8 protein-coding genes are annotated in these 12,824 nt (G+C 42.0%); 2 read left to right on the top strand and 6 right to left on the bottom strand.

Annotation, left to right across the window (positions count from 1 at the left end):
- Window positions 1-69: 69 nt before the first annotated feature.
- The 4 genes from gcvP to GQR46_RS08370 form a co-directional block, all read right to left on the bottom strand.
- On the bottom strand, window positions 70-2,961 hold the full coding sequence (gene gcvP, locus GQR46_RS08385; protein ID WP_165740688.1) for an aminomethyl-transferring glycine dehydrogenase: 2,892 nt from the start codon (window positions 2,959-2,961) through the stop codon (window positions 70-72).
- Window positions 2,962-3,122: 161 nt separating this feature from the next.
- Entirely contained in the window at window positions 3,123-3,512 is a 390-nt protein-coding gene (gene gcvH / locus GQR46_RS08380; protein WP_165727660.1) for a glycine cleavage system protein GcvH, read from the bottom strand.
- Between the two features lie 73 nt (window positions 3,513-3,585).
- Window positions 3,586-4,668: a glycine cleavage system aminomethyltransferase GcvT gene (gcvT, locus tag GQR46_RS08375; RefSeq protein WP_121955113.1), complete on the bottom strand. Its 1,083-nt coding sequence runs from the start codon at window positions 4,666-4,668 to the stop codon at window positions 3,586-3,588.
- Window positions 4,669-4,782: 114 nt separating this feature from the next.
- On the bottom strand, window positions 4,783-5,382 hold the full coding sequence (locus GQR46_RS08370; protein ID WP_165740687.1) for a hypothetical protein: 600 nt from the start codon (window positions 5,380-5,382) through the stop codon (window positions 4,783-4,785).
- Between the two features lie 126 nt (window positions 5,383-5,508).
- Here GQR46_RS08370 and GQR46_RS08365 point away from each other — a divergent pair, with 126 nt between their 5' ends.
- Both GQR46_RS08365 and GQR46_RS08360 read left to right on the top strand, forming a co-directional pair.
- Window positions 5,509-6,360, top strand: coding sequence for a LysR family transcriptional regulator (locus tag GQR46_RS08365; protein ID WP_024607170.1), 852 nt, complete (start codon window positions 5,509-5,511; stop codon window positions 6,358-6,360).
- 188 nt (window positions 6,361-6,548) lie between these two features.
- On the top strand, window positions 6,549-8,705 hold the full coding sequence (locus tag GQR46_RS08360) for a TonB-dependent receptor (protein ID WP_165740686.1): 2,157 nt from the start codon (window positions 6,549-6,551) through the stop codon (window positions 8,703-8,705).
- Between the two features lie 416 nt (window positions 8,706-9,121).
- On the opposite strand, the gene rlmB is transcribed toward GQR46_RS08360, so the two are convergent.
- Complete coding sequence (rlmB, locus tag GQR46_RS08355) at window positions 9,122-9,865, bottom strand: 23S rRNA (guanosine(2251)-2'-O)-methyltransferase RlmB (RefSeq protein WP_007378377.1); 744 nt, start codon at window positions 9,863-9,865, stop codon at window positions 9,122-9,124.
- Complete coding sequence (rnr, locus tag GQR46_RS08350; protein ID WP_165740685.1) at window positions 9,862-12,357, bottom strand: ribonuclease R; 2,496 nt, start codon at window positions 12,355-12,357, stop codon at window positions 9,862-9,864. The genes rlmB and rnr overlap by 4 nt, the downstream gene beginning before the upstream one ends.
- Window positions 12,358-12,824 lie beyond the last annotated feature (467 nt).

Genomic DNA, 12,824 nt, shown 5'->3' with positions numbered 1-12,824 from the left:
CGTTGCATTGTTGCAACGGCTTTTTTAATTTTGATAAATCCCTACTCTACAGTGGAATTTTTTCAAAAATTAATCGCGATATGTCTCAACCGGTGGGCAAGCACACACTAAGTTACGGTCGCCGTATACGTCGTCTATACGAGTAACGGTTGGCCAGAACTTGTTTTTAGCAACTGCAGGCACTGGGAATGCAGCGTAAAAACGGTCGTATGCACGGTCCCATTCGTTACCTAACACGTCGCCTTGTGTATGCGGTGCAAACACTAGCGGGTTGTTTTCGATTGACCATTCGCCAGAGATTACTTTTTCAATTTCGCCTTTAATTGACACCATTGCTTCGATAAAGCGGTCAATCTCACCTTTTGATTCAGACTCAGTTGGCTCAATCATTAATGTACCGGCTACTGGGAACGACATAGTTGGTGAATGGAAGCCGTAGTCTTGCAAGCGCTTAGCTACGTCCATTTCAGTAATGCCTGATTGCTCTTTAAGCGGGCGTAAGTCAACAATACATTCGTGAGCAACGCGGTTGTTACGACCACGGTATAAAATTGGGAAGTGCTTGCTTAGCTCATGCGTTAAGTAGTTAGCATTAACGATTGCCATTTCAGTGGCTTGTTTTAAGCCCTCGCTGCCCATCATGGTGATGTAAGCCCATGAAATAGGTAAAATAGCGGCTGAGCCGTAAGGCGCTGCCGATACCGCACCGTTACCGATGTTAGTACCTGGTACGTTAATTACACTGTGGTTTGGCATAAATGGCGCTAGGTGCGATTTAACACCAATTGGACCAACACCTGGACCACCGCCACCGTGTGGAATACAAAATGTTTTGTGCAAGTTTAAGTGCGATACGTCTGAACCAATAAAGCCAGGGCTTGTTACACCAACTTGTGCGTTCATGTTTGCGCCGTCCATGTAAACTTGGCCGCCGTGCTCATGAATAATGTCACAAATTTCGCGAATTGTTTCTTCGTATACGCCATGCGTAGACGGGTATGTGATCATGATGCACGATAGGTTTTCAGCAACTTCTTCAGCTTTCGCTTTTAAATCTGCCATGTCTACGTTACCGTTTTTGTCGCAGTTAACTACCACAATTTTCATGCTCGCCATTTGCGCTGATGCAGGGTTAGTACCGTGCGCAGAGCTTGGGATTAAACATACATTGCGGTGTGCATCCCCTCGTGACTCGTGGTATTTACGAATCGCGATTAAGCCTGCGTATTCACCTTGTGCGCCAGAGTTTGGCTGAAGTGATACTGCATCGTAACCGGTAATGTTTACTAGCCAGTCGTGTAGCTCGCCAATCATTATTTGGTAACCCTCTGCTTGATCTAGCGGGCAGAATGGGTGAAGGTTTGCAAACTCAGGCCACGTAATTGGGATCATCTCAGCAGTCGCGTTTAGTTTCATGGTACATGAGCCTAACGAGATCATTGAGTGATTAAGCGATAAGTCTTTGCTTTCTAATCGCTTAATGTAGCGAAGCATGTCTGTTTCGCTGTGGTAGCTGTTAAAGTTTGGATGCGTTAGTACTTCGTCGTCACGTACTAAACTTGCAGGAATTGACTCGCTGCCATTTGCTTCAACGTCGGCTGCAATAGCGTCAACACTTAGGCCATGGCCTTCGCCTAAAATAATATCAAATAACTCGGCGATATCGGCGCGTGTTGTTGTCTCTGATACCGAAATTGAGTACTCGCCGTCGTGGTTTGTTGCAAAGTTTACGCCTTTTGCAATTGCACGCGCTGTTACGTCTGCTTTGTTATCACCAACGATTGTTAACGTATCAAACCATGTGCTGTGCTTAAGGGCGATGCCTTTAGCTTTTAGGCCAGTTGCTAAAATATCAGCAAAGCGATGTATACGCTGCGCGATAGTTTTTAAGCCTTGTGGGCCGTGGTACACCGCGTAAAACGCTGCCATGTTGGCAAGTAATACTTGCGCTGTACAAATGTTTGAATTGGCTTTGTCGCGGCGAATGTGTTGTTCGCGCGTTTGCATTGCCATACGTAGTGCGTCGTTACCTAAACGGTCTTTAGATACACCAATAATACGCCCTGGTAATGAACGTTTGTATGCGTCACGTGTTGCAAAAAATGCAGCGTGTGGACCGCCGTAACCCATAGGTACGCCAAAACGCTGAGCCGAACCAAGTACTACGTCTGCGCCTAGTTTACCCGGTGCTTTTAATAGTAATAAACTCATTATGTCGGCAGCAACACAGGCAATGGCCTTTTTGCTTTGTACGCCAGCAATTAGGTCAGTTATGTCTACCACTTCACCTGATGTAGTTGGGTATTGGAATAATGCGCCAAAAATGTCATGGTTAACGGCATCTTCTGCTTTACCTACAATTATTTCAAAACCAAACTGCTCTGCACGGGTTGTTACTACGTCGATTGTTTGTGTGTGTACGTCGTCGGCGATAAAAAAGGCATTGGCTTTTTTAGCTTTTGATACGCGTTTTGCAAGGCCCATAGCCTCTGCAGCCGCTGTTGATTCATCAAGCAGTGATGCACTTGCTAAATCAAGACCGGTTAAATCTAGTGTCATAGTTTGGAAGTTTAATAATGATTCTAAACGCCCTTGTGCAATCTCTGGCTGATACGGTGTGTACGCTGTATACCAACCTGGATTTTCTAGTACGTTACGTAAAATTACGTGCGGTACGTTAGTTGGGTGGTAGCCTTGGCCAATGTACGATTTGAAAACTTTATTTTTGCTTGCTACTGATTTTAGGTAGCTTAGTGTTTCAACTTCAGTACGGCTTTCGCCAACTGTTAATGGCTGCTCTAAGCGAATGCTAGCAGGTACAGTTTGGTCAATGAGCTCTTGCACACTCGATACTTCTAAAGCACTTAGCATATCGCTTACTTGTGCTGGGCTTGGCCCAATATGACGGCGAATAAAATCTTGCTTTTGCTCTAGTTCTTCAAGAGATTTGGCGTTTGACATGAATCCAGATTCCTATGATCCTAAATGCTAATGGGTAACTAGCATTAATTAAAATATTTGACGATTTAACAGTTCACTCAGTATGGGGTGGTGAGCTGTAAAATCATAAAAGCCCCATTTTTATACATTAAACGGGGCTTTTAGTTATCTACAAAAAATGATTATTCTTCGTCGATAGTGTGCGAGTAACCTTCAGCGTCTAATAAGTTGTCTAGCTCAGACTCGTCAGATGCTTTAATACGGAATAACCAACCGTCGCCGTAAGCGTCGCTGTTTACTGTTTCAGGTGAATCTTCAAGCTCTTCGTTAATAGCAACAATTTCGCCACTGATAGGTGCGTAAATGTCTGATGCTGCTTTAACCGACTCTGCTACTGCACAGTCTTCGCCAGCGTCTACTTCGTCGCCAACTTCTGGTAATTCAACAAATACCATGTCGCCAAGAAGTTCTTGTGCATGCTCAGAAATACCAACAGTAAATGTACCGTCGCCTTCACTGCGAACCCACTCGTGTGAAGGTGCGTATTTTAACTCGCTAGGAATGTTGCTCATTTTATTTGTCCTTTGGTTTATATTGGGAGGATACCAATCGCAATAATTATTGTGATCGGTATAACCAAATTATTTAAATTATTGATTTACCGTTACGTACAAAGCTAGGCTTTACTACTTTAACGTTTACTAATTTTTTACGCATTTCTACTTGAGCTGTGTCGCCTGTTGAACGTGGTACACGTGCAAGGGCTACACTAAAACCAAGTGTTGGTGAAAAAGTACCAGAAGTAATAATACCTATCCCACCGTCAACAATTACTTTAGAACCGCTACGCAAAACGCCTTTTTCTTCAAACACTAAGCCAACTAGTTTGTCAGTGCTTTTTTCTGCGCGTTGCTTAACAAGTACGTCACGGCCAATAAAGTCGCGATCTTCTGGTTCCCATGCAATGGTCCATGCCATGTTAGCTGCAAGTGGTGATACGCTTTCGTCCATATCTAGGCCGTAAAGGTTCATACCGGCTTCTAAACGTAGCGTGTCGCGTGCACCTAAACCAGCAGGCTTAACACCTGCGTCTAGCAGTTGTTGCCATAAATCGGCTGCTTGGTCGTTCGGTACTACTATTTCGTAACCGTCTTCGCCAGTATAACCCGTTGTGGCAATAAATAAATCACCTACTTGAACGCCAAAAAACGGCTTCATACCTTCAACGGCTGCTTGTTGCTCAGCATTTAAAAGTGTGGCTGTTTTTGCTTTAGCGTTAGGGCCTTGTACTGCAATCATTGCAAACTCTGGGCGCTCTGTAACAGTTACGTCAAAGTCGCTCGATACGTTAGCTAAATGTGCTAGGTCTTTTTCGCGCGTTGCTGAATTAACAACTAAGCGGTAAAAAGTTTCACTGAAGAAATAAATAATTAAGTCGTCTATTACACCGCCTTGCTCGTTAAGCATGCCTGTGTAAAGCGCTTTACCTGGTACGGTTAATTTTGCAACGTCGTTAGCTACTAGCTTACGTAAAAATGCTTGTGCTTGAGGCCCTTCAATATCAACAATAGTCATGTGTGATACGTCAAACATACCTGCGTCGGTACGCACGCTATTGTGTTCTTCTATTTGTGAGCCGTAGTTGATTGGCATTTCCCAGCCATGAAAATCAACCATTTTAGCGCCCGCTTCTAGGTGCTTAGCATGTAGTACAGTTTTAGAAGTCATAACATTCCTTCACGTTTAAATTAACCCTGTTTAGGGCGTGGCTTAAATTAGTTTTTACTTAACCGTAATTAAAAACAGGTAAACATTGTTATGTTCACCTGTTGTTTGTATTCGTTATGCGGCTTCACTATGCATAAGTGCAAAACCTTGCGCTTGCATGTAGCTTTGCCATTTTTGTAGTTCTTGTTGTTTAGCGACTAATACAAAGTGTTGTTCGTCGTTTTTATCAATGGCGGTAACAAATACATCACCGCTTTGTGCACCGTAGCATAGTTGCGCGTCAGAAAGGCGCAAACCTGGTGTTAATTTAAAAGCGTTTACTAGGGTATCAAACGCGTTGTCGCCACTTAAAATAAAACTTGCCAGATCGGTGCGTACTACATAATCAATATCAAAACGTAGCTGTTGCTCGTTTATAAGTGCTTGTAGTTGAAGGCTTGCGTTGTGTGGCAGTACAAATCTAAAGGCGGTTTCGCTAAAGTAATAAACAGCAAAGCTGTAGTCAGAATTATAGTCGCCATCAAGCGTGCCTTTTAAGCCTAAACCGCTGGCGGTAAGCTTCGTTAAATCAAGGCCTAAAATAGTGCTTAAAAATACACTGGTTTCGGTGCCGCTAAAATCCATTACAACGTGATTGTTGTTAGTTTGCAAAGCGTTAGTAACCGCACTACTTGCGTTGCTGTGGCGGGCAAACATTATTGGGTTAAAAGTCATAACAAACACCTGTGTATTTTCGATTACAAAAGTATATTGCCCACGCCTACCAACAACAAATTGTAATTTTTTATCAATTGATAAATAATACTTATATATATAGCCATATAAATTGTAATTTTAAATATGAAAAACATATCAACCGACGGTTTACGTACTTTTGTGATGGTAGTTGAAATAGGTGGCTTTGCTAAAGCAGGCGATTTACTTGGCTTGTCGCAACCTGCTGTCAGTTTGCAAATAAAGCGCTTAGAAGACGTGCTTGGCTATAAACTATTTAAAAAACAAGGACAGCGCCAAGTATTAAACCAGTACGGCGAGCTATTATTGCCTATGGCAAAACAAATGATGCAACACAACGATGCTATTTTGCAGCAGTTCACATCAGAAAACATCGCAGGTAAAGTGCGCTTGGGTATTCCGAGCGAATTTGCAGCGCGTATTTTACCTTCTATTATTGGCGACTTTGTGGCGCTCTACCCTGAGGTGTCGTTAGAAGTTAAGTCGCGTTTAAGTAAACATTTGCTTTCGGCCTCAAGGCAAGATCAGTTCGATTTAGTACTTGCACTAAATGAGCGGCTCAACTCTGATAAGTTTCCTATTTTTATGCAAGACGAATTAGTGTGGGTGGGCGACCTGTCACTTGCGCAAAACGATGTGGTTACGCTAGTTACCGCACCAGAGGGCTGTATTTATCGTCGCCGTGCAATTGATGCATTAAAAAATGCAGGCATAAAATACCGAATTGTATATAGCAACGCCGATTTAACTGGCCTTATTGCGGCATTAAAAGAAGGCTTAGGCATTACGGTACTTGCTAAAAGCACAGTACCTAGCGAGCTTAATTATCAAGTTCAAACCAAACATTTACCCACTCTTGGCAATATTGGTATTAGTTTAATTAAAAGCTCGGGCGAATCTGACCATGCTGTAGATAAACTCGCGGAGTTTATAGCGCTACGCTTAGGTTATAGCTAATCCAAACTTTATAACTAGTTTATAAGTTATGAAGCAATACAAAAGAAACAATTTAGTTAACATAGTTGCATAAGTTGGTGTTTTTAGTTCTATTAAACTGAATAATTAAATACTTAATAACATTGATTCGTATTCGTTAACGTGTTCAAATTACGCCAATTTAGATAATTGACATGATTAGGAACACAATGAACCCTAAGTTTTTAGTATCTACCCTGGCAACTGCGGTTGCTTTGTCTTTTAGTGCTACTGCAATAGCAAAAGACACCAGCGATAAAGAACAACGCTTTGAACAAATTACCGTTATTGGCTCACAGCAAGCAATTAACGATATTCCGGGTTCGGCTACGTTTATTTCTGAAGAAGAGCTTCAAAAATTCCAGTTTACCGATATTTCTCGCGTTTTAGCGTCTGTTCCGGGCGTTTACGTGCAAGAAGAAGACGGCTACGGCCTTCGCCCTAATATTGGTATGCGCGGTACAGGTACTGGCCGTAACGATAAAATATCGGTAATGGAAGACGGTGTATTAGTTGCGCCAGCACCCTATTCAGCACCATCTGCTTACTACTTCCCTACTACGGGTCGTATGGAGTCTATTGAAGTATTAAAAGGCGCGGCATCAGTTAAGTACGGCCCGCGTACTACGGGCGGTGTTTTAAACTTACTTTCGCGCAGCTTACCTACTGAGCCAAATAGCTCAAAAGGTATGGTAGATGCAGCCCTTGGTGGTGATGGTTACTACAAAGGTCACGCTTACTTCGGTAAAGAAAAAAACAACACAGCAGGCTTAATTGAAGTATTTACTTACGGCGCAGACGGCTTTAAAGAGCTGCCAGTAGGTAATGACAACACCGGCTTTGAAAAAACAGATTTACTATTAAAGTTTGGCCACACGTTTGGTCAAAACGATGCGCATAATCTTGAGCTGAAAATTAAGTACTCTGACGAAACATCAGACGAAACATACATGGGCTTAACTGACGAAGACTATCAAGAAAGTCCTTACCGTCGTTATGCTGCATCGCAAAACGATGAAATGAATACTCGCCACAATGCATACCAACTTAACTACGCGTACCGTTTTGGTGATGGCTATGAGTTTTTAGCTACGGCTTACTTAAACGATTTTCATCGTAACTGGTATAAAGCCAGCAAAGTAAGCGAAAGCTACCTTGAGCAATACAGTGAATTTGAAGCAAACCCTACAAGCGAAGGTATTGAAGGTATTGGTATTAAAGCTAATAACCGCGATTACCAAGCTAAAGGTATTCAGTCTGAATTACATATTCCTGCAGGCGATCACTATGTGACTGTTGGCGTACGTTACCACGAAGACGAAATGGATCGTTTTCAATGGGAAGACAAATACACACTTAATCAAGATCTAAGCTTAACGCTTACAGAGCAAGGCGTTCCGGGCTCTGACAGCAACCGTGTAGATAGCGCAGAAGCAAGTACATTGTTTATTCAAGACGAGTGGACAATTGATGCATTAGTAGTAAGTGCAGGTCTTCGTTATGAAGATATTACTATTACGCGTGAAGAGTGGTCTAAATCAGATCCAACACGCAGCAACGGTTTAACTAAAGATGTGTCGAACGACACTGAAATTTTAGTTCCGTCACTAGGTGCTACTTACACGCTTAACGAAAACGTAACGCTACTTGCGGGCATTCAAAAAGGTTATGCACCAGCAGCACCTGGTAATGCAGACCAAGAAGAAGAAGAAAGTGTAAACATTGAGTTTGGCTCTCGCTTTAATATGGATGGCTTTAGCGGTGAAGTAATTGCGTTTTACTCTGACTACAGCAACATGCACGGTAACTGTACTGCAGCGGTTGGTTGTAGCGACGATAACATTGGCGACCAATACAACTACGGTGAAGTAGAAGTAGCGGGCTTTGAATTTAGTGCAGCACGTACGTTTGCAACTGATACAGCTATGTTCCCAGTTAAATTAACGTATACCTACACAGACTCTGAGTTTAAAAACGATTTTGATTCAGAAATTTGGGGCACGGTAGAAAAAGGCGATGCAATGCCTTACGTACCAGAAAACCAAGTAGCGTTATCGTTAGGTGCTGAGTTTTCTGCGTTTGTAGTTAACAGCCAAATACGTTACGTATCTGATGCGCATGCTAACTTAACGCAGTCGGGCTTAAACGCAATTGATAGCCGCGTAGTATGGGATTTAGCTGCTAAATACTTAATCGGTGAGAATCAAAAAGTATACCTAAGCGTTGATAATTTGTTTGATAAAACATACGTTGCTAACCGTTCAAACGGTGGCATTCAACCAGGTAAGCCGCGTACTGTACAAATGGGCTACACTTACTCATTCTAAATTAAAAGCTGGTTAAACGGTTCACTAACTACGTTAATAATTTTTTATGTAAGAACACTACACATCTAAATTATTGCCTTGTTATTAAACCGTTTCCCTGCGCTTTGTATAGGATAAGTGGTTCACTAACAGCGTTAATAATTTTTTATGTAAAAGCACTACACATCTAAATTATTGCCTTGTTATTAAACCGTTTACCTGCGCTTTGTATAGAATAAGTGGTTTATTAGCTGCTTTAAATAACTCATATAAGAACACTATATTTCGTTATTTTTGCCTTGCTGTAGAGCTATTCTCCTATCGCTATAATAAAGCATCAATTGATGTAAAGTTAAAAGCGTAAGTTACAGATACAAAAAAACCGAGATTGAATTTCAATCTCGGCTTTTTAATACATAAAACTTATCGTTTATATATTAGTTATTTGCGTTACGTTGACGTAATACTTCAAACAAACAAATACCTGTGGCTACCGATACGTTTAAGCTTGAAACTGTACCCGCCATAGGGATTTTAACGAGCATATCGCAATGCTCACGCGTTAAGCGTCGCATGCCCTCGCCTTCTGCGCCCATAACAATAGCCATTGGGCCTGTTAAGCTTGCATCAAATACGTGGTTATCAGTTTCACCAGCAGTACCTACAACCCATACGCCTGCATCTTTAATTTCGCGAAGCGTACGTGCAAGGTTAGTAACTTGAATAAGCGGTACTGTTTCGGCTGCGCCACAAGCTACTTTACGTGCTGTGCCGTTAAGTTTTGCAGAGCGATCTTTAGGTACAATTATAGCGTGAACACCTGCCGCGTCTGCACTACGTAGGCATGCGCCTAAGTTATGCGGATCGGTAATGCCATCAAGCACAAGTAAAAACGGTGTGTCTTCACGAGCGATTATCGCATCAAGATCTTTTTCATTAAATGTAGGAGCAGCTTTTACGTTGGCAATAATACCTTGATGCTGCTCACCTTTTGATTTGCTATCAAGGGCTTTACGCTGCATAAACTGTACTGAAATACCAAACTTACGTGCTTCATCAATAATCGGAGTTGAGCGTTTGTCGTCACGACCTTTAAGGGCGTAAATTTCTACAAAGCGCTCTGGCTCGCTTTCTAAAATTGCTTCAACAGAGTGAAAGCCAAAAATTAATTCATTACTCACGTATTATCTGCTCCTGGGCTAGTACTTTTACGGGCATTTTTGCCAGCTCTTTTAGGCTTTTTAACTGCCTTCTTTTTCGGCTTTTTCTTTACGGCAGTGTCTGCTGCTTTTTTATCTGCGGGTTTAGTAGCAGACTTATTTGCCGGTTTACCTTTGTCTTTATTCGCTGGCTTTTTTTTACCTTTTGGCTTGTCATCGCTGTGCGACTTTTTACCCGGTACTTTGCCTGCTTTTAATTGCGAACGCACACTTGCTGGCGCATGCTCAGATTTACCTGAACCTTTTTTTGGCGCACGACGACGTGAGTATCTGTCTTGTGCAACATCGCCTTTAAGCGTTAAGTTGATACGGCGATCGTCTAAACTAACCGACGCAACTTTTACTGTTACTTTATCGCCAAGGCGATAAACTTTGTGAGAGTGCTCACCTATTAGGGTGTGTTTTGCAGCATCATGCGCAAAAAACTCGTCGCCTAAATTAGTAACATGAATAAGCCCATCAATTTGTAAATCGTCTAAACGAATAAACAAACCAAAGTTAGTGACCGATGAAATAACACCGTCAAACTCGTCACCTACGTGATCTTGCATAAACTCACATTTAAGCCAATCCGCTACTTCGCGAGTTGCATCATCGGCGCGGCGCTCTGTGGTAGAACACTGCTCACCAAGTTGATCAACTTCGTCGTTGGTATAAGCGTATTCGCCAGACGTTTGCTGACCTTGTGCTTTTATAACTGCTTTAATAGCACGATGTACTACTAAATCTGGGTAACGACGTATTGGCGATGTAAAATGCGCATAAGCCGATAACGCTAAACCAAAGTGACCAATGTTATCTGGCTGATATACAGCTTGTTTCATTGAACGCAGTAGCATAGTTTGAATAAGCTCGGCTTCTGGGCGGTCACCTAGTCGCGCTAGTACTTGCGTTATTTCTTTTGGTGTTGGCTCGTCGCTTAATGTGCTTTCAATACCTAACTCGCCTAAAAACTTAGTAAAGTTACCTAGTTTTTCGCTGTCTGGTTCGTCATGCACACGATAAAGCGCGCTTGCTTCGTGCTTTTCAAGAATTTTAGCCGCCGATACGTTGGCTAAAATCATACATTCTTCAATTAGTTTGTGCGCATCGTTACGAATAACAGGCACTATTGATTCTATTTTACGCTGAGCGTTAAATACAAAACGTGTTTCTAGGGTTTCAAACTCAATGGCACCACGCTCTTGACGTGCTGCTTTAAGTGCCATGTACATTTGCTGTAAATCAGTTAAATGTGGCACAACGGCTGAGTATTCTTCACGTAGTTTTTCGTCGTTTTGTAAAATGGCATTTACTTTGGTGTAAGTTAAACGTGCATGCGAGTTCATTATCGCTTCGTAAAACTTATAACCCGAAAGTTTACCCGCGCTCGATACGGTCATTTCGGCAACCATACATAAGCGATCTACTTTTGGATTAAGCGAACATAATCCGTTAGAAAGCACTTTTGGTAGCATCGGAATAACTTGCTCAGGAAAATACACTGAGTTACCACGCAAAATTGCTTCTTTATTAAGCGGCGTGTTCATTCCTACGTAATGCGATACATCGGCAATGGCAACCCACAAGCGCCAGCCACCCGATTTTTTAGGTTCACAGTATACGGCGTCATCAAAGTCGCGAGCGTCTTCGCCATCAATGGTTACAAGTGGTAAGTCACGTAAATCTACACGGCCTTGTTTGTCAGCGTCTTCAACAAACTCACCTAGGTGAGCAACTTGTGCTTCAACTTCTTCTGGCCATACATGTGGAATATCGTGATTGCGCAGTGCGACTTCAATTTCCATACCTGGGGCTAAATGCTCACCAAGTACATCAATAATTTTACCTACCGCGTTCATGTTGCGGCTTGGATTTTGAGTGATTTTAACCTGCACCATTTGGTTATGGCGGGCACCGTTTTCGTTGCCTGGTAAAATCATTATATCTTGCGTTATGCGCGGGTCTTCAGCTACTACAACAGCAACACCATGCTCTACAAAGTAACGGCCAACAATTGGCGCGCGCTCGTTAGTAAGCACTTTTATAATACGTGCATCGCATTTTGAGCCAGAGCCACGTTTAGTGCCTTTAGCTAGTACAATGTCGCCATGTAACACCATATTCATTTGGTGCTTAGCAATAAACCAATCTTTACTCTCGCCTTCAACTTCTAAAAAGCCAAAACCGTCTCTGTGGCCTATTACTTTGCCTTTGGTTAAACCGGCTTCGTCAATTAGGGCATAGCATTTAAATTTATTAAAATACAGCTGTCCGTCACGCTCCATAGCGCGAAGGCGGCGTTTAAATGCTATTTGGCGTTCGTCATCGTTTACTGCTAGTTCTTCACATAATTGCGCGTAGTTAGCAGGCTTTGAACGCTCTTGAAGGTGAGTAAGTATAAACTCACGACTAGGGACTGGGTTTTCGTACTTTTCTTGTTCTCGACTGAGATTTGGATCTTGGTTTGACATTCACTATCTTGTTAGTTGGTTATGTAGGTATTTTAACCCATATAGTTATAATGAGACAGGTAAAAGCGATTAAACTTTTAAGAAAGCGCTTTTACCCTGCTGTTTACCTTGCTGTATAGTTTAAAAATCTAGCGCAATGGGGCTTAACGACCCCTTAACTGCAAAGTGTTTAATCATCTCGTAGCAATGCTAAAACCCTTTCGCGCTAAATATTTATTTATAACCTGAGCTCTGGATAATAAATCTATCTCGAGCAGCTATTTTCAGCGCTAACAGCGTTGAATATACTTACAATAGGCCAGCTATTGACGCGTAAATTCGCCTTGTTTTCACCGAAAATCTCTGGCTAGAGAAAATAAATTTAAATATCAACATGATTCAATACGTCAGTAAATCTCTTAACCAGAGTTCAGGTTATTTATACTATTTTTTTTGTAGGTTTTTCCAGAGCAGTTTGCTTATATTAT

This window comes from Pseudoalteromonas sp. Z1A6, from assembly GCF_011378745.1.
Lineage (GTDB): Bacteria > Pseudomonadota > Gammaproteobacteria > Enterobacterales > Alteromonadaceae > Pseudoalteromonas > Pseudoalteromonas arctica.
Note: the sequence above shows the minus strand (reverse complement) of the source record. Positions and strands in the feature narration are given on the sequence as shown.

What these genes read in the sequence shown, in the direction of transcription:
- rnr (WP_165740685.1), bottom strand. Translation starts at nt 12,357, where the DNA reads ATGTCAAACCAAGATCCAAATCTCAGTCGAGAACAAGAAAAGTACGAA.
- gcvP (WP_165740688.1), bottom strand. Translation starts at nt 2,961, where the DNA reads ATGTCAAACGCCAAATCTCTTGAAGAACTAGAGCAAAAGCAAGATTTT.
- gcvT (WP_121955113.1), bottom strand. Translation starts at nt 4,668, where the DNA reads ATGACTTCTAAAACTGTACTACATGCTAAGCACCTAGAAGCGGGCGCT.
- GQR46_RS08360 (WP_165740686.1), top strand. Translation starts at nt 6,549, where the DNA reads ATGAACCCTAAGTTTTTAGTATCTACCCTGGCAACTGCGGTTGCTTTG.
- GQR46_RS08365 (WP_024607170.1), top strand. Translation starts at nt 5,509, where the DNA reads ATGAAAAACATATCAACCGACGGTTTACGTACTTTTGTGATGGTAGTT.
- gcvH (WP_165727660.1), bottom strand. Translation starts at nt 3,512, where the DNA reads ATGAGCAACATTCCTAGCGAGTTAAAATACGCACCTTCACACGAGTGG.
- GQR46_RS08370 (WP_165740687.1), bottom strand. Translation starts at nt 5,382, where the DNA reads ATGACTTTTAACCCAATAATGTTTGCCCGCCACAGCAACGCAAGTAGT.